The sequence below is a fragment of the Streptosporangium sp. NPDC049078 genome (genome assembly GCF_040648855.1).
Taxonomy (GTDB): Bacteria; Actinomycetota; Actinomycetes; order Streptosporangiales; family Streptosporangiaceae; genus Streptosporangium.
The window spans coordinates 35,347-56,664 of sequence record NZ_JBEZEL010000025.1 but is presented as its reverse complement, the minus strand read 5'-3'; the positions used below and the strand labels follow the sequence as shown (position 1 = coordinate 56,664).

General features: G+C 66.5%; 18 protein-coding genes and 1 pseudogene. 11 read left to right on the top strand and 8 right to left on the bottom strand.

Annotated elements, in window-relative coordinates:
• Positions 1–15 precede the first annotated feature (15 nt).
• On the bottom strand, positions 16–870 hold the full coding sequence (gene purU / locus AB0B90_RS34650; RefSeq protein ID WP_350949462.1) for a formyltetrahydrofolate deformylase: 855 nt from the start codon (positions 868–870) through the stop codon (positions 16–18).
• 294 nt (positions 871–1,164) lie between these two features.
• Here purU and AB0B90_RS34645 point away from each other — a divergent pair, with 294 nt between their 5' ends.
• Positions 1,165–1,668: an NUDIX domain-containing protein gene (locus AB0B90_RS34645; protein ID WP_362926403.1), complete on the top strand. Its 504-nt coding sequence runs from the start codon at positions 1,165–1,167 to the stop codon at positions 1,666–1,668.
• A gap of 289 nt (positions 1,669–1,957) precedes the next feature.
• On the opposite strand, the gene AB0B90_RS34640 is transcribed toward AB0B90_RS34645, so the two are convergent.
• Both AB0B90_RS34640 and AB0B90_RS34635 read right to left on the bottom strand, forming a co-directional pair.
• On the bottom strand, positions 1,958–2,452 hold the full coding sequence (locus AB0B90_RS34640) for a GNAT family N-acetyltransferase (RefSeq protein WP_350949460.1): 495 nt from the start codon (positions 2,450–2,452) through the stop codon (positions 1,958–1,960).
• Complete coding sequence (locus tag AB0B90_RS34635; RefSeq protein ID WP_350949459.1) at positions 2,449–3,990, bottom strand: XRE family transcriptional regulator; 1,542 nt, start codon at positions 3,988–3,990, stop codon at positions 2,449–2,451. The genes AB0B90_RS34640 and AB0B90_RS34635 overlap by 4 nt, the downstream gene beginning before the upstream one ends.
• A gap of 372 nt (positions 3,991–4,362) precedes the next feature.
• Here AB0B90_RS34635 and AB0B90_RS34630 point away from each other — a divergent pair, with 372 nt between their 5' ends.
• The 4 genes from AB0B90_RS34630 (at position 4,363) to AB0B90_RS34615 (ending at position 8,191) form a co-directional block, all read left to right on the top strand.
• On the top strand, positions 4,363–4,647 hold the full coding sequence (locus AB0B90_RS34630; protein WP_350949458.1) for a hypothetical protein: 285 nt from the start codon (positions 4,363–4,365) through the stop codon (positions 4,645–4,647).
• Positions 4,648–5,299: 652 nt separating this feature from the next.
• Positions 5,300–6,175 carry a mechanosensitive ion channel family protein gene (locus tag AB0B90_RS34625; protein ID WP_350949525.1) on the top strand — a complete coding sequence of 292 codons (876 nt, stop codon included), beginning with the start codon at positions 5,300–5,302 and terminating at the stop codon, positions 6,173–6,175.
• 20 nt (positions 6,176–6,195) lie between these two features.
• Entirely contained in the window at positions 6,196–6,594 is a 399-nt protein-coding gene (locus AB0B90_RS34620) for a globin (RefSeq protein WP_350949457.1), read from the top strand.
• A 55-nt stretch (positions 6,595–6,649) separates the two neighbouring features.
• A complete protein-coding gene (locus AB0B90_RS34615; protein WP_362926402.1) occupies positions 6,650–8,191 on the top strand; it encodes a glycoside hydrolase family 13 protein in 1,542 nt (513 codons plus the stop codon).
• Positions 8,192–8,232: 41 nt separating this feature from the next.
• Here the strand turns inward: AB0B90_RS34615 and AB0B90_RS34610 are convergent, their stop codons facing one another.
• From AB0B90_RS34610 to AB0B90_RS34595, 4 genes are all read right to left on the bottom strand, one after another.
• Positions 8,233–8,673, bottom strand: a complete 441-nt coding sequence (locus tag AB0B90_RS34610) for a thioesterase family protein (protein WP_350949455.1) — start codon at positions 8,671–8,673, stop codon at positions 8,233–8,235.
• A 159-nt stretch (positions 8,674–8,832) separates the two neighbouring features.
• Positions 8,833–10,497 carry an energy-dependent translational throttle protein EttA gene (gene ettA, locus AB0B90_RS34605; RefSeq protein WP_350949454.1) on the bottom strand — a complete coding sequence of 555 codons (1,665 nt, stop codon included), beginning with the start codon at positions 10,495–10,497 and terminating at the stop codon, positions 8,833–8,835.
• Positions 10,498–10,717: 220 nt separating this feature from the next.
• The gene (locus AB0B90_RS34600; protein ID WP_362926401.1) at positions 10,718–12,016 is read right to left on the bottom strand and encodes a GGDEF domain-containing protein; all 1,299 of its coding nucleotides are present in this window, start codon (positions 12,014–12,016) and stop codon (positions 10,718–10,720) included.
• 680 nt (positions 12,017–12,696) lie between these two features.
• On the bottom strand, positions 12,697–14,040 hold the full coding sequence (locus AB0B90_RS34595) for a hypothetical protein (RefSeq protein ID WP_350949452.1): 1,344 nt from the start codon (positions 14,038–14,040) through the stop codon (positions 12,697–12,699).
• Positions 14,041–14,362: 322 nt separating this feature from the next.
• Here AB0B90_RS34595 and AB0B90_RS34590 point away from each other — a divergent pair, with 322 nt between their 5' ends.
• From AB0B90_RS34590 to AB0B90_RS34570, 5 genes and pseudogenes are all read left to right on the top strand, one after another.
• A complete protein-coding gene (locus tag AB0B90_RS34590; protein WP_362926400.1) occupies positions 14,363–14,890 on the top strand; it encodes an ATP-binding protein in 528 nt (175 codons plus the stop codon).
• Between the two features lie 683 nt (positions 14,891–15,573).
• Positions 15,574–16,638: a DUF6461 domain-containing protein gene (locus tag AB0B90_RS34585; RefSeq protein WP_362926399.1), complete on the top strand. Its 1,065-nt coding sequence runs from the start codon at positions 15,574–15,576 to the stop codon at positions 16,636–16,638.
• Between the two features lie 40 nt (positions 16,639–16,678).
• Positions 16,679–16,912 (top strand): annotated as a pseudogene (locus AB0B90_RS34580) (hypothetical protein); the annotation flags it as partial.
• Positions 16,913–16,978: 66 nt separating this feature from the next.
• On the top strand, positions 16,979–17,584 hold the full coding sequence (locus tag AB0B90_RS34575; RefSeq protein WP_362926398.1) for a hypothetical protein: 606 nt from the start codon (positions 16,979–16,981) through the stop codon (positions 17,582–17,584).
• A 437-nt stretch (positions 17,585–18,021) separates the two neighbouring features.
• Positions 18,022–18,594 carry a hypothetical protein gene (locus tag AB0B90_RS34570; RefSeq protein WP_362926397.1) on the top strand — a complete coding sequence of 191 codons (573 nt, stop codon included), beginning with the start codon at positions 18,022–18,024 and terminating at the stop codon, positions 18,592–18,594.
• Positions 18,595–18,721: 127 nt separating this feature from the next.
• On the opposite strand, the gene ssb is transcribed toward AB0B90_RS34570, so the two are convergent.
• Positions 18,722–19,603: a single-stranded DNA-binding protein gene (gene ssb, locus AB0B90_RS34565; protein WP_362926396.1), complete on the bottom strand. Its 882-nt coding sequence runs from the start codon at positions 19,601–19,603 to the stop codon at positions 18,722–18,724.
• A gap of 336 nt (positions 19,604–19,939) precedes the next feature.
• On the opposite strand from ssb, the gene AB0B90_RS34560 reads away from it, so the two are divergent.
• On the top strand, positions 19,940–21,307 hold the full coding sequence (locus AB0B90_RS34560; protein WP_362926395.1) for an acyltransferase: 1,368 nt from the start codon (positions 19,940–19,942) through the stop codon (positions 21,305–21,307).
• The last annotated feature ends 11 nt before the right edge of the window (positions 21,308–21,318 follow it).

The following is a 21,318-nucleotide window of genomic DNA, read 5'->3' as shown; positions in this document are numbered from 1 at the left end:
CGGGAGCGGTCGTGGCTAGCGGGGAAAGACGATCGTCTTGTGACCGTCGAGCAGGACGCGCTGCTGGGTGTGCCAGCGGACGGCCCGCGCCAGGGCCTGGCACTCGACGTCACGGCCGATGGCGGCGAGGTCGTCCGCGGAGTGGGTGTGGTTGACCCGGGCGACCTCCTGCTCGATGATCGGGCCCTCGTCAAGGTCGGCGGTCACGTAGTGCGCGGTCGCGCCGATCAGCTTCACGCCGCGGGAGTGCGCCTGGTGGTAGGGCTTGGCGCCCTTGAACGACGGCAGGAACGAGTGGTGAATGTTGATCACATTGCCCGCGAGCTTGACGCAGAGGTCTTCCGACAGCACCTGCATGTAGCGGGCGAGCACCACCAGGTCGGCCCGGTAGTGGTCGACCAGGGTGAGGACCTCCGCCTCCTGCCTGGGCTTGGTCTCGGGGGTGACCGGCAGGTGGTGGTAGTCGATGCCGTACGACTGGGTCAGCGGCCGCAGGTCCGGGTGGTTGGAGACGACCGCGACGATCTCGATGTCGAGCAGGCCCGAGCGCGTCCGGTACAGAAGATCGTTCAGGCAGTGGCCGAACTTGCTCACCATCACCAGCACGCGCGGCTTGACGGAGACGTCGCGCAGCTTGAAATCCATGCCGAACTCGGGGGCGAGCGCGGCGAAGGCCTCGCGCAGCTCGCCGTCGGACAGCGGAGAGGCGAACTGCACCCGCATGAAGAACCGCTCGGCCACGGCGTCACCGAACTGCTGGCTCTCGATGATGTTGCATCCCCGCCCGGCGAGGAGGCCGGAGACCGCGGCCACCACTCCCGGACGGTCCGGGCAGGACAGCGTCAACACAAACTCGGCCCTGGAACTCATGCCTTCACCCTTGAGCTTGAGAGGTCGGATCGTACGGTGCTTCCATCTGACCTGGGCAGGGTACAGCGAATCCTGCCACCGCATCCGGCCGTCCGGCACGTGGCGGGCCACGAGATCCCAAGGCCACCACAGACCCCCGGAACCACCACAACCACGCGATCTCGTTCTGGCCGTCGGAGGACCCGGGATCGGCCGACATCGCCCGGAGTCAGGAAAGCCATCCGGAACCGTCCGAGGCGCTGATCCGCTGGGCGAACGGGGTGCTATCGTCCCCACCCTATGGACCCCCACCCTATGGAGACCCCAGACCCCGCGGACACCCCGGATACCACGGACATCGCGGACATCCCTCAGCCGAACGACAGGCCCGCGACCCGGGTGATCTGTGTGGACGGGGCAGGCCGGGTGCTTCTCATGCACTGGCGCGACCCCGTCGGCGGCCAGACCCTCTGGGAACCGCCGGGCGGCGGGATCGACCCGGGCGAGACCCCCCTGCAGGCCGCGCGGCGCGAACTCACCGAGGAGACGGGGCTGCCGGGCGAGGCGGTGCTGAACCTGTGGGTGCCGGTACGCAGGGAGTTCCGCTGGATCGGGGTCGACTACGCCAAGACGGAGCGGTTCTATCTGGCGAGGTTCGAGGGCACCCCCGAGGTGAGCGCCGGGGCGTTCACCGCCGAGGAGCACATCACCTACCTCGGCTGCGACTGGTTCTCACCGGCGGAGATGGTCGATCTCCCCGGCTCCCTGGAACCCCCCGACCTGCCGGAGGTCGTCTCCCGCCTCACGCTGCTGGGGTGAACCGGTCATCAGCCGGAAAAGGGAACGAACAGCCGGACAAGAAAAGCCCGCGCGGCCCTCGATCTCTCGGATCGGGGGCCGCGACCGTTGGAGGATGATTCTCTCGGTGGGGAAGAATCTCATCCCTTGTGGATGGTGCCGGCAGCGCCACCCAGTCGCGACACGCCGGCTTTGTGGACAATGATCTTTTTCATCGCACTCACCAGGGAATGGCGGTAGGTACAAAAATAATTATTCGGATATTTCCGAAATAGGCAATACCAAACCGAAAGATATCCCTAAATATAGATCACTTAGTTAAAGAGGACATAGCGGCTATTAGGTCTTTTTCTCCGTAAATCACCACACACCCCCCTCGCTCTTCCCGGCGGACCTCGCGCCAGCCGAACTTGCGATAGAGCTCCATCGCCGCGAGTTGATTCATGGTGGTGTCACCGCGAAGACGTACATAACCGAGTTCGGTGGCCCGCGTCTCCAGCGCGAGCACCATCTGGGCACCGAATCCGCGACGCTGGAACTCCGGATGGACCCGCATGCGGCACATCTCGGCGGTCTGGTCGTCGACACGACGCAGACCGCCCATCGTGATGACGCGCCCCTCGGGCGTCTCGCCCACGAGGAACTCACCCCGGTCGGCGAGATAGATCTCGTGGATCCTCGGGAAGTCGTCCTCGTAGTAGACGCCGTCTCCCGGCGCGAGACCGACCTGCGCGAGGCAGATCTGGTGAAGCGCCCATACGGACTCCAGGTCGGACCAGCGATAACGCCGAAGCCTCGGCTTCAAGTGCCACTCCTGTCGGTCACCGGATCCTCCGTCGACGTGCCGCGGCTGCGCAGCGACTCCATGTAGGTCTTGAGCTTGGGATGGCCGGGGACCTTCACCTCGACCTGCTTGCCCACCTCGTGGGCGCGTTGCATGAGGATGTCGGGCCGGCAACTCTCGTCGAGGCCCAGGACCGTACGGTGGGCGATCTCCAGCGCCTCGTCCACGTCACCCTCAAGGATCTTGCACTGGGCCCGGTCGAACTTGATGAAGGTCGGGTCGAGCCAGTCGGTCGGGCCGTACTTGGTGAGCGCCTGCTCCAGGATGAGATCGGCCTCCATCGCCTGCCCGAGCTTGACGAGCGCGTCTCCCTGGTGGAAGTAGAGCTGGCGCTCGGTGTAGCCGAAGGTCGAGTCGTCCTGCTCCGTGGCGGACATCTGGGAGAAGGCGGCCCTCGCCCTCGACAGCGCCCGCTTCGCCTGGTCGACCACGTCCTTCTTGCCCGAGCCCGACATCATCGCCAGCGCGCGGGCCTCGACCACCGGGGCCATGACCTGGGCCGCACAGGGCGTCTGCCCGGCCAGGTCCCTGCTCTTCTTGGCGAGGTTGAGGGCCTCGCGCGGGTCGCCGTAGTAGAGGGGGACCAGAGCCTCCCTCGCCGTGACCCACGCCCTCAGCGCCCGGTCGCCGGTCTCGTCCGCCGCGGTCCTGCCCGTCCTGAAGAAGGACCGCGCGAGCCTGTGGTCACCGAGATTGACCATGATCATGCCACTCAGACCGGCGAGTTGCGCCGCCATGCGGCACAGTCGTTCTTGCAGGTCGACCGGCTGGCGCCGCTCCATCGCCTTGCGCACCGCGGCGAATTCGAGCATCACGTCGCACAGCAGCCTGAGCGGGGGGGTGTTCATGTACTGGCGGCCGAAGCCGATGGTGGATTCCTCCCACTGATCGAGCATCGCGGGCGAGACGGTGGCCGAAACCAGCGTGTCGTCCATCCGCCGACGCATGCTTTCCACCGATCCGAGCACCTGCCCGTCCAGCGCGATGCCGCTGCCGGCCAGAAGCTGTAAGAGCGTCCTCCGTAGCACGTTCTCGTCCTCCTCACCCCCGTCCGCGGGAGGATCGGCGCCGATCGGCTGGATCAGCAGCTCACGCGGACCAGGGGAAGTGTCGGGTCTTCCATCCTGGAGATCACCTCGCACGACACCGGGCATCTTGTGGCCGTGACCACAGATGCACGGGCCGTCGTACCCGAGGGAGGGGGGCTCGACCCGGTAGGCGGAGCACAGGTAGTGCAGGTATTCGGGACCGGGCCGCTTCAGCCCGCTCTCGTACGCGGACAGGAGCGTCTCACCGATGCCGGGAGCCGCCTTACCGTCGCGTTCGAACAGCGCCCGTATCTGTTCGATGACGTCCGCGAGAGCGACGCCGTGCGCGAGGCGGTGACCTTTTATCCGAGTGGTCCCGAATTGCGAACTACACTTTTCATATATTTCCTCGGCTATCTGCGCCGAGGACTTCCCGGCCGCCAGGCCACGGGCCCGGACCTGCCTCGCCAACTCTGTCTCCCTGTGCTGCCTGCCGGACATACCGGCCCCTCTCTCGTGACCAGCTGGGCTGGCTGGCACACTGGTCCCGACCGGATCCCCATCTCCCTTGACGCAGTGTGATCTTTTGGTCGCACTGCGCCTACCGAGAATGATGGACCACGTTTGACTCATCCGGAACGCGCTAATAAAGCCGCTGGCTAAGAATCGTCCTCCGAAGGACTGTTTCTTTCAACCCACTTGGCACATCGCCCACCCTGAACAGGGTTTTCCCTGAATTGACCCGTAGGGCCGCTGTGAGTCATCTTTGGCGGGCAGCACCGGAAGCGTGATCGAACGAACACGATTCGGTGCCGGCCATCCGAGAGCACGAGGAGGGACGAGGTGGGTGAAGACGATTTCCAGCACCTTGAGCGGCTGGTGACGGAGCTTGACTGTCGCGGGCTGCACGCCCGCCTGGTGCGGACCCACTCGGGCCGTGCGTTCGTGCGTGTGATCAATCCGAAGGCGACCAGCCTGGCGGAGAACGTCACCTGCAGGGCGCAGGCCACCCCCAGCCAGCGGGACTGGTACTACTGGTGGTCCTGGGGCGAACGAATGCACACGGTGGAGGACCCCGCCGGTGCCGCGACCAAGGTCGCACGCGTACTAGCCGCGGTAGGAGAGTGAGGTGAGCGGCACAACGGGCGTTCATCCGCCCGGTGTGCCGCGCCTACCGCGGCCCGACGGAGCCGGCGGGGTGATCCGGTGCGGAGCGTCTTCGGACGCTGGACACCCCGCCGGCTCCGAATCGTCAGGCCCGCACCCGCGGGCCGCCGTTCCACGAGAACTTCCACGAAGAACGCGGAGGCTCCCCGTGAGCCGAAGCCCACGAACCGCTGCAAAGCACAGGCTGCCGTCCGGTCTCTCGTCCGGGCGGTGAATAGGAGGGATCCCTTTCGGGAACGGCACGGGACACGCTTCCGGGTGCGTGCCCCGTGCCGGGTCACCCCGTCACCGGGGCATCCGGGTCCGCCTCCGCGGCTCCAGACCAGGATGTCCCCGTCTTCCCCGGCGTAATGTGACGGAGGCCGGTTCGATCGGCAAGATGAGTGGGTCATGACTCACTCGGTCAGCCTGTCGATCCGATCCGAAAGGGATCCACTCCGTGTTCCTGCTCTCCCCCACGCCCGTCCCTACTCCCATCCCCAGCGTCACCCCCACTCCCAGCGTCACCCCGACATCCGGGGCGGAGGCCGTCGTTGAGGACCTCCTCGACGCGAGTGCGGGCCTGACAAAAGGGTGCGGAGACGGCGGGGGAGTAATCTGCGACTTTGTGAAGATGCTCATCCCCGCGTCCGTCGACTGGGTGGCCCCCGTGATCGCGTGGCTGATCGCCATCACACTGGTCGTGGCCATCGCGCTCATCCTGCGCAACCTGTCGCACCGGCTGATCGGCCGGATCGTGCGCCGGGCGTCCGCCGAGCGCACCTCTCTGGCGGGACGGCTGCGCGGCAGGGAGACGGTCGCCCCCGAGGGCCTCGACGCGATCGTGGCCGAACGGCGCAGGCAGCGGGCCGAGACCATCGGCTCGGTGCTCAGGCACATCGCCTCGATCATCATCCTGGGCACCGCCGCGCTCACCATCCTCGAACGCCTCTCCATCCCCATCGCCCCCCTGCTGACCAGCGTCGGCATCCTGGGCGTCGCGATCGGCTTCGGCGCCCAGGAGCTCGTCAAGGACTTCATCGCCGGCATGTTCATGCTCCTGGAGGACCAGTACGGCGTGGGTGACGTGATCGACACGGGCACCGCGGTCGGCACCGTGGAGGCGGTCACCCTGCGCATCACCCGCCTGCGCGACAGCGACGGCCGCGTCTGGTACATCCGCAACGGCACGATCACCCGCGTCGGCAACGAGTCCCAGGGCTGGGCGCGCGCCACGGTCGACGTGCCGGTGGCGTACGCCTCGGAGATCCCCGTGGTCCGCGACCTCCTCAAGGAGGTCGCCGACGAGATGTGGAACGAGCCCGCCTTCCGCGACGCCGTCATCGTCGAGGAGCCCCAGGTCTGGGGCATCGAGCAGATCTCCGACACCGCGGTCATCTTCCGGGTCAGCGCCAAGACCCTCCCCTCCCGGCAGGGCGAGGTCGCCCGCGAGCTCCGCCTGCGGATCAAGTTCGCCCTCGACCGCGCCGGCATCACGATCGCCTCCTGACGTCAATTAGGCTGGATGACGTGTCCGCTACCCCCGAGGAATCCCAGTCCTTCTACGACGCCGTTGGCGGTGAGGAGGCCTTCAGGCGTCTGGTGCACCGCTTCTACCAGGGAGTGGTCACCGACCCGATCCTCCTGCCGCTGTACCCCGAGGAAGACCTCGAAGGCGCCGAGGAGCGGCTCAGGCTCTTCCTCATCCAATACTGGGGCGGTCCCAACACGTACGGCATGCAGCGGGGCCACCCCCGGCTGCGGATGCGGCACAACCCGTTCGTCATCCGCTCGGCCGAGCGCGACGCCTGGCTCCGCCACATGCACGACGCGGTGGTCTCCCTGCAGCTCCCCGACGAGCTGGAGAAACGCCTCTGGGACTATCTCGTGTACGCGGCGCACAGCATGGTAAACACCCCCGACGTATAAACCACCGTAAGGTCGGGGTCTGCCACGCATAAACCCCACCGGCCTGGGGCAACCCATGCACATGGAAACCCCCTGGTGGCGTGATGCCGTCGTCTACGAGATCTACGTTCGCAGCTTCGCCGACGCCTCCGGAGACGGCGTCGGCGATCTGCCCGGCATCCGGCAGCGCCTGCCGTATCTCGCCGAGCTCGGCGTGGACGCGATCTGGTTGACCCCCTTCTACCGCTCCCCGATGGCCGACGGCGGTTACGACGTGGCCGACTACCGCGACGTCGACCCGCTCTTCGGCACGCTCTCCGACTTCGACGAACTCGTCTCCGAGGCGCACCGGCTCGGGCTGCGGGTGATCGTCGACATCGTCCCGAACCACAGCTCCTCCGCCCACGAGTGGTTCCAGGCCGCCCTGCGAGGCGAGGGGCGCGACCGCTACATCTTCCAGGACGGCGGGGAGTCCCCTCCGAACAACTGGCAGTCGACCTTCAGCGGCCCCGCCTGGAGCAAGTCTCCCGACGGGCAGTGGTATCTCCACCTCTTCGCCCCCGAACAGCCCGACTTCAACTGGCGCAATCCCGAGGTCCACTCCGAGTTCCTCGACGTGCTGCGGTTCTGGCTCGACCGCGGGGTGGACGGGTTCAGGATCGACGTCGCGATGGGCCTGTACAAGGCCGAAGGGCTGCCGGACACCCCGCCGGAGGACCAGGCGTTCAAGGCCGAGTCGCCGATCTGGGGGCGGCCCGAGGTGCACGAGGTCTACCGCGACTGGCGCAAGGTCCTCGACTCCTACGAGGGCGAGCGGATGGCGATCGGCGAGGTCTGGACCGACTCCGCCGAGGATCTCGCCCTGTACGTCCGCCCCGACGAGCTGCACCAGAGCTTCAACTTCGCCTGGCTGGAAGCGCCCTGGTCAGGGCCCGCGTTCAAGAAGATCATCGATGACACGCTCGCCGCGGTGACCGCCCCCACCTGGGTCCTTTCGAACCACGACGTGATCCGCCACGTGACCCGGTACGGCGACGGCCTCGCCAACTCCACGACGGGCCTCGCCCGTGCCCGCGCGGCCCTGCTCGCGATGCTCGCCCTGCCGGGATCGGCATATCTCTACCAGGGGGAGGAACTCGGCCTCCCCGAGGTGAAGGATCTTCCCCCGGAGGCCCGCCAGGACCCGATCTTCGCCCGCTCCAAGGGCGAGCTGGCCGGCCGCGACGGCTGCCGGGTCCCCATCCCCTGGTCCGGTGCGGCCGAGCCCTACGGCTTCTCCCCCGACGGAACACGGCCCTGGCTGCCACAGCCGGTCGAGTGGGCCGCACTCTCCGCCGAGCGCCAGTCGAACGACCCGGGCTCGACGCTCCACTTCTATCAGGAGGCCCTGCGCGCCCGCCGCGAGCTGCGCGGCACGCTGCCGGACGAGATCACCTGGCTGGACTCCCCCGAGGACGCCCTCATCTTCAGCCGGGGTCCGCTCACCTGCGTCGTCAACTGCGGTTCCGAGCCGGTGCAACTGCCTCCGCACGACCGTGTCCTGATCGGCAGCGCCCCGGTGGAAGGTCACCTTCTCCTGCCGGACACCGCGGCCTGGCTGCACACTCCCGAGGCCTGAAAGACCGCCTGCCACCGGCGGACGCCCGGTGGCAGGCGCCCTCAGCCCGTGACGAACCTGTCCAGGTAGGCGAGTTCGTCCTGGTTCAGCCGCCGGGGGGAGGCCTTCTCCACGTCGTAGGCCACGATCACCGAGCGGGCCCTGACGAAGATCTCCTCGTCGTCGCGGATCTCGTACACGAGGGTGAACCGCACCGGCCGGATCTCCGTCACCCATGACTCCACCCGGACCGGATCGGGGCGGAAGGTGAGGGGCCGCACATAGTCGACCTCGTGTCTGGCGATCACGAGCCCATTGAAGGGCTCGCGGCCCTCACGCCGGGGATCGACATGGAACAGCGCGAGCCGCGCGTCCTCCAGGTAGTCGAGAAACCGTACGTTGTTGACGTGTCCCAGCGAGTCGATGTCGGCGAACCTCACGGCCCTGGGGAACACATGCCGGTGGCCACGGCCGACGCCGTCCACGATGCTCTGTCCAAACACACCCGAAACCGTAGCGGGCCCCGACGCGCCGGCTTACGGCGGTACGTCGGAAGCCCGTCGGCACGGCGACACCGCATCCGTCGCGGGCGGGCCCGCGCCAGGTGCGACACCCCTGCCCGGAGGCCGGCCGGTCTGCGGGCCGGCCTCCGGGAAAGGGGATCAGTCGCGGGTGAGCTTGCGGTAGGTGACCCGGTGCGGCCTGGCCGCGTCGGCACCCAGGCGCTCGATCTTGTTCTTCTCGTAGTCGGCGAAGTTGCCCTCGAACCAGAACCAGTTCGAACCCTCTTCCCAGGCGAGGATGTGGGTCGCGATGCGGTCGAGGAACCACCGGTCGTGCGAGGTGATGACCGCGCAACCGGGGAATTCCAGCAACGCGTTCTCCAGGCTGGAGAGCGTCTCGGTGTCGAGGTCGTTGGTGGGCTCGTCGAGCAGCAGCACGTTGCCGCCCTGCTTGAGGGTGAGCGCCAGGTTGAGCCGGTTGCGCTCTCCGCCGGACAGGATGCCCGACTTCTTCTGCTGGTCAGGGCCCTTGAACCCGAACGCGGCGATGTAGGCGCGGGACGGCATCTCGACCTGGCCGACCTTGATGTAGTCGAGCCCGTCGGAGACGACCTCCCAGACGTTCTTGGAAGGGTCGATCCCGCCCCTGCTCTGGTCGGCGTAAGAGATCTTGACCGTGTCGCCGATCACGATCTCGCCGCTGTCGGGCGTCTCGCTGCCGGTGATCATCCGGAACAGGGTGGTCTTTCCCACACCGTTCGGGCCGATCACACCGACGATGCCGTTACGCGGGAGGTCGAAGGAGAGGCTCTCCATCAGGACCCGCTCCTCGAAGCCCTTGGTGAGCTTCTCGGCCCGGATCACCGTGGTCCCCAGGCGCGGGCCCGGCGGGATCTGGATCTCCTCGAAGTCGAGCTTGCGGTGCTTGTCGGCCTCGGCGGCCATCTCCTCGTAGCGCTGCAGACGCGCCCGGCTCTTGGTCTGGCGGGCCCTGGCGTTGGAGCGGACCCACTCCAGCTCCTCCTCCAGGCGCTTCTTGCGCTTGGCGTCTTTTTGGCCCTCAAGCTTGAGCCGCGCCGCCTTCGCCTCCAGGTAGGTGGAGTAGTTGCCCTCGTAGGGGTGGCAGCGGCCCCGGTCGAGCTCCAGGATCCATGTGGCCACGTTGTCCAGGAAGTAGCGGTCGTGGGTGACGGCCAGAACGGTGCCCGGGTATTTCTCCAGGTGGGATTCGAGCCACTGGACACTCTCGGCGTCGAGGTGGTTGGTGGGCTCGTCGAGCAGCAGCAGGTCGGGCTGCTCCAGAAGCAGCTTGCACAGGGCGACCCTGCGGCGCTCTCCACCGGAGAGCTGGGTGACCTCGGCGTCCGGCGGAGGACAGCGAAGGGCGTCCATCGCCTGCTCCAGCTGGCTGTCGAGATCCCAGCCGTTGCGGTGGTCGAGGGCGTCCTGAAGCTTGCCCATCTCGTTGAGCAGATCGTCGCTGTAGTCGGTGGCCATCAGCTCGGCGATCTCGTTGAAGCGGTCGAGCATCGCCTTGGTCTCGGCGACACCCTCTTCGACGTTGCCGAGGACGGTCTTGGATTCGTTGAGGGGGGGCTCCTGCTGAAGCATGCCGACGGTGAAGCCGGGCATGAGCCGGGCGTCGCCGTTGGACGGCTGCTCCAGGCCCGCCATCATCTTCAGCAGCGTCGACTTCCCGGTGCCGTTGGGGCCCAGGACACCGATCTTGGCGCCCGGCAGGAACGACAGCGTCACGTCGTCGAGGACGACCTTGTCACCGTGCGCCTTGCGCACGCGCTGCAGCGTGTAGATGTACTCCGGCATGCCTTTTAGTTTAGGGCCTGGGGAGTTCAGCTATGGGCGGCCCTGGACAGGGGCCGTTGGGGATTCCGCCCTGAACGAAGGCCGATTCGGCTGAGGGCGCCCCCGGAGGAAGGCCGGTTCGGCCGGGAGCGGCCCCTGATGGAGCCCGAGAAGTTCAGCCGGGATGATTTCTGCCAGGACCCCGATCCGGTCGAGGGCGGCCCCCCGGACAGGGCGTGGTTCAGCCGGGAGCGGCCTCGGATCCGGGCCTGCGGGCCGGGGGCACGATGGTGGCCGACAGGCAGATCTGGTCGCGGCCGAGCTCCTTGGCCCGGTAAAGCGCGAGGTCGGCCGCCGCGAGCAGCTCGATCAGGTCGTCCCCGTGCACACTCATGATCGCGACACCGACCGAGATGGTCACAGTGATCATGTTGTCGTCGGCCGGGACGGCCATCCGCCCCACCCGTAGGCGCAGCCGCTCCGCGACCCTGCGCGCCTCGGTCACGTCGGCCCTGGGCAGCAGGACGACGAACTCCTCACCGCCGAACCGGCCCACCACGTCGTAGTCACGCAGCTGGCTGCGGATGGTGTCGGCCACCCCGACGAGGACCTGATCGCCGATCAGGTGACCGTAGGTGTCGTTCACCTTCTTGAAGTGGTCGATGTCGACGATCAGCAACGCGAGCGTCTCCCCGGTGCGCCGAGCCCTGACGATCTCGGTGTCGGCCTCCCGCTGCCAGGCCGCGGCGTTCAGCAGGCCGGTCTTGAGGTCGGTGCGGGCCGCCGCCTGGAGCTGGGCGTGCAGCAGGCTGCGCTGGAGCAGCACGACCGGGGGCAGCGCGAGGACCAGCAGGGCCGGGTTGAGCCCGCAGGTGATGGAGACGAGGACGCCGAGACAGAGCTCGACGAAGTCGAGGAGCAGGTTCTCCCGGTTCCACAGGACCTCCCGCCAGCGGCTCTCGGGGTCGGCGGTGTGCGCGGCGACGGCGATCAGCGCGGTGTTGATCACTGTGAATAAGATCGCGCAGCCGATCGCGACGAGGATCGGCCATCCTTCACCCCTGGTCAGCGCCCCCAGATCGCCGACCACGGCGTGGAAGAGCAGCGAGGCCGCGCATCCGGCCAGTCCGATCGCCGCCGAACTGACGACCCGCCGGTAGACCACCGTCGCGCGCACCCGCTTCTGCAGCAGGAACTGGAGCGGGATGGGCGCCAGAAGCGCGTAGATCGGCGGGAGGAGCAGGGCGGCGGGTAACCACCAGGCGGACAGCAGATCGCGGTAGACGCCCGCGGGCATGCCGAGTCTCCGGGTCGCCTCGATGCACACGGCCCCGCACATCATCAACGCGGTGAACGTCAGCACATCGGACCAGCGGAAAACACCGGAAATCGAGAAGAACACGATCGCGGCGAGATCCAGCGCTACTATCCCGCAGAGGTAGCCGACCAGCGGACGACGCTGCCCCAGCAGGGGCCATCGATCGACCAAAGGCGTCATGCCGTCGCGTGGTTTGACCGGTGAGTGACTGGGAGCCACCATGTCGTCCCCCTCTCCGACTAACGATGTGTAACACAATAGTTGCGGAGTGTGCGACGCGCGATGGCAACCGCTACCTTTGGCGGAGTGAGTCAGCCCACCGGCCGGCTCACGACTTGGAAACCGCTCGCTCGCGAGCGGGCCGTGGTGGGAAAGGAGCAAGCCATGCTGCGGGGCGTGACCTGGACCTAACAGGTGTCTTGAGCATCTGACACGGGCAAGACCATCGGCCGGTTATCTCGGCGTCACCGCGCAGTCACGGCGAGACCCCGACCGCGCCCGGCCGGTGCCCCCTCACCTCGCCCGCACCCAGGCTCTCTCCGTGTTCCATCCGAGCCTGCCGCCCCCCACCAGACACCCCGCTCACTCGAACCTTCTTGGATCCCCCCTCTCTCCCTTCGTTGAATCCTGCAGCGCCTCCCCTCCCTTTCATGGCTTCGTGGCCCGATCACGACCGTTCGACGTCCGGCATCGTCATCCGGTGCCCGGACACGCAGGTCGTGGGATCGAAAACGAACCGTAGAGGGGGAAGGCGCCAAGAGGGCGCTTCCCCCTCAACGTCGAAGAGCTGTCAAGAGAGTCGTCTCCGAGAGAACGTTCGGCCGGTTCCGCGGCGATGGCTCCGCCAGGGCCGCGGAGGTCGACTCAGGTGACGACGGCGACGCGTCGAGATCCGGGCACGGTCACCCGGTCAGGGGGGACAGTCTCTGGTCGAGGTCGCTCCTGCGGGTGTCGTCGGGCAGGCGATCGCGAACGGCGAGCAGCTTGCCGACGTTGCGCTTGGAGGGGGCCTGCTCGATCAGCGGAACCGCCTGGTGGAGCAGGTCAGCGGCCTGATCGGCGTTACCGAGGTCATTCTGGACGTGGGCATGCTTGGCCAGGTAACCGACGTAGTCTCTGCGCCGGGTCGGGGCGTACCCGTTTCTGGCCCTGTCCAGATGGAGCTCCGCGCGTCGCGGGTCGCCCAGGTCGAGCTGGCAGGTGGCGACATGGTTGTGGAATTCCCCCTCGTCGAACCATCGGATCCATCGGGGGTCGTTCGCGCTGGTACCGCGCCCGAACTGGGTGTCGGCGATACCCAGAAAGCGATGAGCCTCAGCCTTTTCGCCGACACTCGCGTGGGCCCACGCCAGGCGCATGGCCAGCACGCTGGCGATACGCGGTGTGACCTTTCCGGCGCCCTCGTAGGCGGCACGGGCAAGGGTCAAGGAACCGGGAAAGTCCCCTACATCCCTGCATTGCAGAGCCATCGACTTGAGGATGTCCGCCCCTACGGCGCGGTCACCGGCTGCCTGCGCGGAATGGACGGCAGCGACCCAGTATCGCTGAGCCGCGGAATGCAATCCCGTGTCGAAGGAGGCGAAACCCGCCAATTGCCCGAGCTCTGCGGCCAGTGTGTGAAGACGCCGGGCGATGGCCTCGCTGTAGGAGGACTTCTCCAGCACCCCGGTGACCATGCCGAGCTCGGCGTCGAGCAGCTTGCGGACGTACTGCCCACCGTGGCTGCCCTGCAGCGTATGCAGACGAGGCAGGCTCGCCTCGATCTGCTCAACGAACTCCTCGCCGATCTGGCCTCCGCCCAGCACGGAGGTGAGCCGGGCCGGTTCGACGTTGAGCCAGTCGGTCGCGAACGCGGTCAGGCTCATTCCGGTCAGCCGTACGAAACCTCGCCGGTCCATCATCGCCTTCTCCAATGCGTGGTTGAGAGCGAGCCGACTGCCCGTCTGGTCCCAGGAGAAGTCGACTCGGATGGGGTCGCCGACTGGCAGCCAGCCGGGCCAGGGCCGGGCGTGGACGGTCTCCGGGGAGACGCCGAGCTCGGCGGCGAGAGCGAGTTGGGTGTCACGGTCGGGCACGACCCCCCAGTGCTCCCAGCGCCATGCCTTCTCCCTCCTTCGTGCCATGTTCCCGACACGTCGGGCGATGACGGTCACCAGGTCCTGGTAGGTCCAGCCGCGCTCGGCGCGGACATAACTCAACGGATGGACGAAGACCTCTCCGGGCTGCATAGAGACTGGTCCGGACATTCGCCACTCCCCTTTCTCCGACTGTAAATCTGATTAATCCACCCGGACAGGCCACGAGAGGCTTCCCCTGATGGGGGGACAACCCCGGACGACGAGATCTGCCTGTTCGAGAGGGGTGCGAGCAGGTTTTCTTGAGCCCGTCTGGTTCGTTCCGCTCTCACAACACTACGCTCCGCAGTCGTCTCATTACAACGGATAATCAGGGCAAGAATTTCATGAAAGCCCTAATGAGCAGCGCTCCATCCCGCGATAGTCGACTTTCCCAAAACCGGTTTCCAACCACCGATGAAACGTCTCCACATCCCACCCGTTAGGAGCGACGATGCTCATCGAGCACGTGCCCGTCCCGGACCCCGACGGGCACGGCAGACTCCCCAACCGCTTCCGGATGACCGCCTGGTGCCTGCCTCCCGGCAACGCGGCCCGCCGTGCCCGGGAGTTGTTCCGCGACCAGTTGACCAAACAGCTCCCGGCCCCCGACGTGCTCGACGACCTGGAGATCGTCGTCTCCGAACTCGTCACCAACGCCACCCGCTACGCCCCCGCCCCCTACGAACTACGCCTCCTGCACGACCACAACCTGCCCGTCCGCGCCGAGGTCGTCGACGCCGGAGCGGGCACCACCCTCATCGACCACCTCCTACGCCGCCCACCGGCCGTCCCCGAACACCTCGACGACCTCGAACTCGGCGGCCGGGGCCTGCGCATCGTCACCGAACTCACCCACGGCCACTGCGGCACCCAGTGGACCCGCCTGTGCGGCACCGGCCAACTCGGCACCGCCGTCTGGTTCGACCTACCGACCGAGCGATACCGGCTCGACCTCACCACCCAACGACACCACCCCTGACCTCCGGGCAGCCAGGATCGTCCCCCGATCCCCCTGACCCCGGAGCCGGTCCACGCCCACCACTCCCCCACACCGGGCGTGGACCGCACCCAGAGGCCGGCGTCCACGGACCCGATCCCACCCCCGTCCGTGACGCCGGCCTCCCCACCCTGTACCTGCACCACGAAGAAAAAAGCAATGGCCTCCGTGGTCATCCAGCAAACGCCCCCTCTCTCATCGCGGCACGGCTCGATCCTCGCCACTGACAACTGCACCTCAGGATCCTGGCCTGGCTGGTGGTTCGAGCGGAATCGCGTGTTGGAGAAGCAGAAATTCATCGTTACGGTCATCAACACCCAGAATCAGGGAATTAACTACACTTAGCCGCCCATGGTCACCACCTGCGAACCCGACGAGTCGCTCGTGCCGGACTGGGAGGCGCCCTAGATCCGCTCGTGTGATGCCAAGACCGAGCCCGCTTCGGAGGCCGGTACACAGAGAATCATCGGTGCCGGGCGAAATGCGAAAAGATGCGAAGCTGAGCTACTTGGCTCGGTCTGCTGAATGTCGATAGCGGGGACCATGCGATGCGCAGGTCCCCGCTGTCGACATATTCGTGATCGGAATCCGTCGGTCCTGCCGTGCCAGGGCGGAGGTGATCGGCAGACCGGGCACCCCCATCCCGTGAGAATGAGGAACATCGCATGGACGATCCCCAGCACTACCGTTCACTACTGGCAGGCATCCTCGACCAGCCGATGTGCCTCATCTGGTGTGCCGGGATCGGTGTGGACGAGGTGCTCTCCGGGGTCGGCGGGCAGTCGCAAACGGTTGTGCGACGGAGCTTCCGGCAGACCACCGAGGCCGCCTACGACGCGATGCCCCAGTACGCCGGTGCTGTGCTGGCCGGACGATTAGGCGACTGGGTCCTGGCCATCGAGCCGAACGGCTTCCAGGGGTCACGCCTCAACGTGCTGGCCAACCTGTCCCGCGACGGGCGGGCGCTGAGCGTGTTCTGGAATGCCAGCGGCGATGCCCAGATCGCCTATGCCGAACAGGGGCGGGTCCTCGCGACCGTCGACCCGTTCGACCCGGAGGGTGTCGAGGGTGAGGAGCCGGAGCGCCTCACCGCCTGGATCGAGGCCCTGCCCTTCGATGATGACTGGAAGGTCGCGGCGTTGGCCATGGGCGAACTGCTCACCGGACAGCGTCTCGGCAACGACTGGCTCACCGCCGACCATCTCAGCGCACTGACCGTGGTCGTGCCCGACAGCGATACCCCGGCACCGACCGACGAGCGGCGCGAGTTCATCCGGATGCGAGACGAGCTACTGCTGCGGGAACCGAGACTCGCGGAGCTCTTCGCCGATCCCACGCCGGACCGGCTCCGTGAGATCGCCATTCTGACCGCCGAAACGGCCTGCGCGCAGACCGGGTTGGCCGGCCCACTGATCGATGAAGCCTTCGCGGCGCTGAACACCTGGCGGGCCGATACGCCGGCGTGGCGAATTCGGGAGGCACTTGAAGAACTCCAGCACGACCTGCTCACCCAGGTCTCGGCGGCTCTGCCCACGGCTCCCGTGGACGCCGATGGGCTGCAGCGGCAGGTCTTCGCGGCCAACGTGCTGCTGGCGGCATTGAACGAGGACGCCTTCACGGCAGCTATGGACACGATCTGGCGGATCGGCATGATCTGGCTGGACAGCGAGAACAACATCCGTCTCAGCATCCTGCGCCACTCCTACGAGGAGATGAAGAAGCGGGTGTGAGTCACCAAACACGCACTTCGCGGTCACCCGTGTTTACGTAGAATACGGCCATAAAAACACGCAGTGTGACGAATACCCCCTTGCCTCCACTCAAGAAGGAGTAGCCAAGGGCAAGATGAACTACTCCGTTCGTGGCGTCCAGAAGACCCACAACCTGCTATGCGGAGACGCACTTAAGACATTCTATGGCCATTACCGGATCCTCACCTATGACCCTGTCAACACCATCACCAAGGTCAGCGACAGCCCTTTCTGGGTGAAGATCGTGAATTGACCGCCGTTAAATGCATGACTGCCGAGCGCAGCCCCGCATTCCCTCTTCTACATGAGGACGCAGAGAATGACAAATGCAGAACAGGGGCTTCCCACGGAAAACCAGTGGGACCTACTGGTCGAGTATGGGCAGTGGCTCGATCAGGGATTCCACGCCCTCTGGATGGAAAGCGACGACCAGGCGGAACTGGCCCGGCTTCTCAGAGTGGATCCAGGATCGCGCCTGGAGTGCGACCTAAAAACCGTGTTTGAGACTTACGAGGGCCTGCCGGAAAAGGCTATCTGGATGGGCCAACATGCACCTGGTTGGACACACACCTTCGCCTTCGGCATGTACTCGTACCACCCCGCGATTCGCAACTTGGGAAAGCGACGCGTCTTCGAAATATACTTCTCGGGAGAAATTGGTGAAGGGCTTGAGCCGCTGTACCTCAACTACGACGGGGAACAAATTGGTGATATCACCCCGCCATTAGTAGAAGGCGGACCAATGGACCTCCCCGACTACCTGCCCTACACGGCAGGGCTAGAACTCGACAACAAAGGAACGCCCTGGGACGTGCATCTCTTCTTCTGCATGATGGGCCGCATCACCGGACGCTTCGCCGACCGGGCATGGTGGACGTCGACTCGTACTTTCTATCGCATCCCTGACGGGGCATGGGAGGATTGAAGACTCAGATGTAGGCGGTGAAATGCCCTGGAGATTCCCAACAGACCACTCGCCGACCTCGTACGACTGGCGTGGCACGGCCACAAATATCGGCCCCATAGAGTTATCCTTGAGCGATTCCCGCCAAGGAAAAGCAACCACTGCACGACGAGCTTGTGACTTTAATCGAAGCACTAGCATCAAAATTGAGCGCATTGAAACGCGAAAACGCCCAACTCGGGATCGAGAACGCCGAGCTGCGGCGGCAGCCGGGGCACAGCTCGCGGAACTTCTCGGCTTTTGCGCCGACTATCGCGTCGCGCCCGGCAATCAGTTCTTGGTCAGGATCGTAAGCTGATCCAAACAATGATCAGATTGTCCAGCTGAATGCCTGTGAGTGGAGGCGGTTTAACCGCCTCCACTCACAGACTTGCTCGAACTTCGCAAGGAGTTGTCCGTTGAACCTGGTACGAGCGATGCCTGCGGAGAGCCAGTGGGATCTCCTGGAGGAGTATCTCCTCAACAGCCGCTTCGATGTGGCCTGGATCGATACGGAGGATGTCGATGAAGCCGCGAAGCGTTTCCAGGTGGATTCGGGCTCTGGGGTTTTCTGCGATCTCGATACCGCGTTCGACCTGATTGAGAGTGACGAGCAGGAGACTCTGGTCTGGATCGGGACGCATTCCCCGGGCTGGTCTGTCTCGGTCACCATGAACAGGGGTTTCACGCTGTCCGAAGAATCGAGCACCGGAGGAAGGGGCATCCTCGCTCATTGGCACATGGCCGGCCTGTATGAACTTGCCGACGAAGGGATGGTCTACTACCACGACGGAGAGTATGTGGGCAGGGTGGGCGAGGAGGCGTTCCAGGGTTACGCGCTGGACCTGGATCCGGATGATGCCGGGTTCCGGGAGCAGGTGGAGTATTACCTCATCCTGGCGGGGCGGATCACCGGCAGATTCCTCGACCGGGACTGGTTCGCGACCTCACGCGTCCTTTACCGCGTACCCCGCGACGCCTGGCCACGCTGAGCGAACCTGCCCTCTCGCGTCACTGAAGAAGCGCGGACCGCGACCATCGCCCACCACCCCGCACTCCGGCTTTGAGCTCCCGGTCGGCGGGGAGGTCCGCGGTCCAGACCTCCCCGCCTGAAGCGGCTCAGGCCGCGATGGGTGCCCGGGTCGGCCAGGGCGTCTCGTCGCCCGTATCTGGGTGGGTCTTCAGCGCGCCCGGTCCGCTCCCGACGGGTGCCTCGCCGGCGTTCGGGCCTCGTGTCCCCGTCGTGCCTCGCCGCTTCGTCGTCGTGCTTCTCGCCGCCTTCGCCCTTCCGGCCACGGCCTGTCCCTCCGCCGCTTCCTCCCTGGCGGGACCGTGGCCCTGTCCGGTGAGCCCGGGGTCGGCCGGACGCGGCGGGACCTCGACGGCCTCCCAGACATGAGTGGTGGCCTGCTCCGGGTGAGCGGTGGAGCCTGCGGAAATCGCGTCGTGGGTCGCCTCACCGTCCGGCGTGATCTCCACCTCGTGCGGCGCGGAGGGCTCGGTGTCGGAGCCGGTCTTCAGCGGAGACGGGGCGCCGAGAGCCCCGGCCGCGACGGGGGCGCCGCCGCTCATGGCCCAGTCGGAGGTCTCACGGTCAAGCTCGATCCGCTCCGCGCTGCCCAGAGCCGCGACCGGCCCGCCGCGCTGCGGCTTGGTGAAGCTCCCGAGCCCCCAGCGCAGGTCGTGGCCGAGCGAGTTGGCCTCCACCTCGGGCATGAACCGGCGCTCTCCCTCATGGGCGAACTCGCGGATCCGCAACCGCCCCTGGACCACGACCGGCTGGCCCATCTGGACCGACTGGGCGACGTTGTCGGCGAGCCCCCGGAAGCAGCGGACACCGAAGTAGGTCGTCTCACCGTTGCGCCACTGCTGGTTCTCCCGATCGTAGTAACGGCTCGTTGAGGCGATCTTGAGTGAGGTCACCCGGGAGCCGTCGGGGAAGGTGTGCTGGCGCGGCGGGGCCGCGACGTTACCGGTCAGCGTGACGTAGATGTCGTTCATCGTGCCTCCCATGAGAGCCGGCCGAGCGCCGGCGGCATGAAGGACACGATCGCCTCGCCCGCCCCCCGCACGGGTTACCGAATCACGCTCTGGGGAAAACCCGGGAGGCGCGAGAAAGCTGTGGACGACCCGGTCTTACCGACCCCGAGCAGCGTGCATCGATCCCATGTGTGCGCCGGTCCCATGTTTCCTATCGGTTCCACTCCAGCGGAAATCCGTGGGAGCCGATCAGGCGGCGAGGGGCAGGAAGAAAGATCGCTTGGTATGGCGTGGATGGAGGAATGTCCCCATCGTGGGAAACAGAGGAATACCCCCAGCGTGGGAAACATCGGTGACATGGCAGCGCGCCCCTTTCTGGCCGTCCAGAGGATGAGGCGGCGGGTGCGGCTGCTGGCCGAGCGGACACCGCCGCATCGGGAGCGCTACGTCGACCTGCTGCGCGCCGTCGCGATCACCGCGGTTGTGATCGGACACTGGCTGGCGATCTATGTGACCCACGACGGCGGGGAGTTCCAAGGTGGCAGCATCCTCCAGGTCGTCCCGTGGACCCATCCGCTGACGTGGCTGTTCCAGGTGATGCCCCTGTTCTTCCTGGTCGGCGGCTTCGCGAACGCCGCGTCCCTCACCTCCCATCTCAAGCGGGGCGGCAACGCCGTGAGCTGGATGCTGGGCCGGACGGCTCGGCTTCTGGGCCCGACGACGATACTGCTGGGCGGACTGGTGGTGGCGGCTCTGACGGCCAGAGGGCTGGGTGCCGAGCCCGCTCTGATCGGTATGGCGGTCTGGCTGGCCTCGATCCCGTTGTGGTTCCTGGTCGTCTACATCGCCGTGACGGCCCTCACCCCGCCGATGCACGCCTTGCATCGGCGTGTGGGCCTGGTCGTGCCGATCATCCTGGCGGCGCTGGTCGGTGCGGGCGACCTGGCAGGTCTGGCGCTGGACGTTCCCCGCGGGGGTCAGGCGAACTTCCTGTTCGCCTGGTTGGCCGTGCATCAGCTCGGCTTCGCCTGGCAGGACGGGCGCCTGCCGGGTCGGCGGAGCGTGGCTCTGTCGATGGCGGCGGTCGGGTTCACCGCCCTCGTACTTCTCACGGTGGTCGGCCCCTATCCGGTCAGCATGGTGGGGTTCGGAGGGGAGGGCGTACAGAACACCTCTCCCCCTACGCTCGCCCTTCTAGCGCTGGCCGTCACGCAGACGGGAATCGCTCTGTGCGCGCGTGGCCCGGGAAACCGGTGGCTGCGGCGATTGAGACCGTGGACCGTCGTCGTGGCGATCAACTCGGTGATCATGACGCTCTTCCTCTGGCACATGACCGCCGCCGTCGTCGGTGTCCTTGCGCTCTACGGAACGGGGGTGATGCCCGACGCCGCGCCCGGGTCGGCATTCTGGTTGCTCCTGCGCGTTCCCTGGCTCGCCTGCCTGGCTCTGATTCTCACTTTCCTCGTCATGGTGTTCGGGGGTTTCGAGCGGCGCGCGGGGCGATGGGCCTCATCCGGGAACACCGTGAAGGGCGGATGGCCAACGGCACTCACGATCGTCGGGGTCGGTGCCGTAGTCGCCGCGCTTCTGTCCATCGCCCTGGTCGGCCCGGGGGAAGAGCACGGCCCGATGGGGATGCCCGCCGGGGTGTTGATCGCCTACTTCGGCGGCGTCGCCGTCCTGGGTTTCGTCCGCTGGAGATATTCGCACCCCATGCGGGAGTGATCGAGGCCGGG

What these genes read in the sequence shown, in the direction of transcription:
- purU (WP_350949462.1), bottom strand. Translation starts at nt 870, where the DNA reads ATGAGTTCCAGGGCCGAGTTTGTGTTGACGCTGTCCTGCCCGGACCGT.
- AB0B90_RS34645 (WP_362926403.1), top strand. Translation starts at nt 1,165, where the DNA reads ATGGAGACCCCAGACCCCGCGGACACCCCGGATACCACGGACATCGCG.
- AB0B90_RS34625 (WP_350949525.1), top strand. Translation starts at nt 5,300, where the DNA reads ATGCTCATCCCCGCGTCCGTCGACTGGGTGGCCCCCGTGATCGCGTGG.
- AB0B90_RS34615 (WP_362926402.1), top strand. Translation starts at nt 6,650, where the DNA reads ATGCACATGGAAACCCCCTGGTGGCGTGATGCCGTCGTCTACGAGATC.
- ettA (WP_350949454.1), bottom strand. Translation starts at nt 10,497, where the DNA reads ATGCCGGAGTACATCTACACGCTGCAGCGCGTGCGCAAGGCGCACGGT.
- AB0B90_RS34600 (WP_362926401.1), bottom strand. Translation starts at nt 12,016, where the DNA reads ATGGTGGCTCCCAGTCACTCACCGGTCAAACCACGCGACGGCATGACG.
- AB0B90_RS34595 (WP_350949452.1), bottom strand. Translation starts at nt 14,040, where the DNA reads ATGTCCGGACCAGTCTCTATGCAGCCCGGAGAGGTCTTCGTCCATCCG.
- AB0B90_RS34590 (WP_362926400.1), top strand. Translation starts at nt 14,363, where the DNA reads ATGCTCATCGAGCACGTGCCCGTCCCGGACCCCGACGGGCACGGCAGA.
- AB0B90_RS34585 (WP_362926399.1), top strand. Translation starts at nt 15,574, where the DNA reads ATGGACGATCCCCAGCACTACCGTTCACTACTGGCAGGCATCCTCGAC.
- AB0B90_RS34575 (WP_362926398.1), top strand. Translation starts at nt 16,979, where the DNA reads ATGACAAATGCAGAACAGGGGCTTCCCACGGAAAACCAGTGGGACCTA.
- ssb (WP_362926396.1), bottom strand. Translation starts at nt 19,603, where the DNA reads ATGAACGACATCTACGTCACGCTGACCGGTAACGTCGCGGCCCCGCCG.
- AB0B90_RS34560 (WP_362926395.1), top strand. Translation starts at nt 19,940, where the DNA reads ATGGCAGCGCGCCCCTTTCTGGCCGTCCAGAGGATGAGGCGGCGGGTG.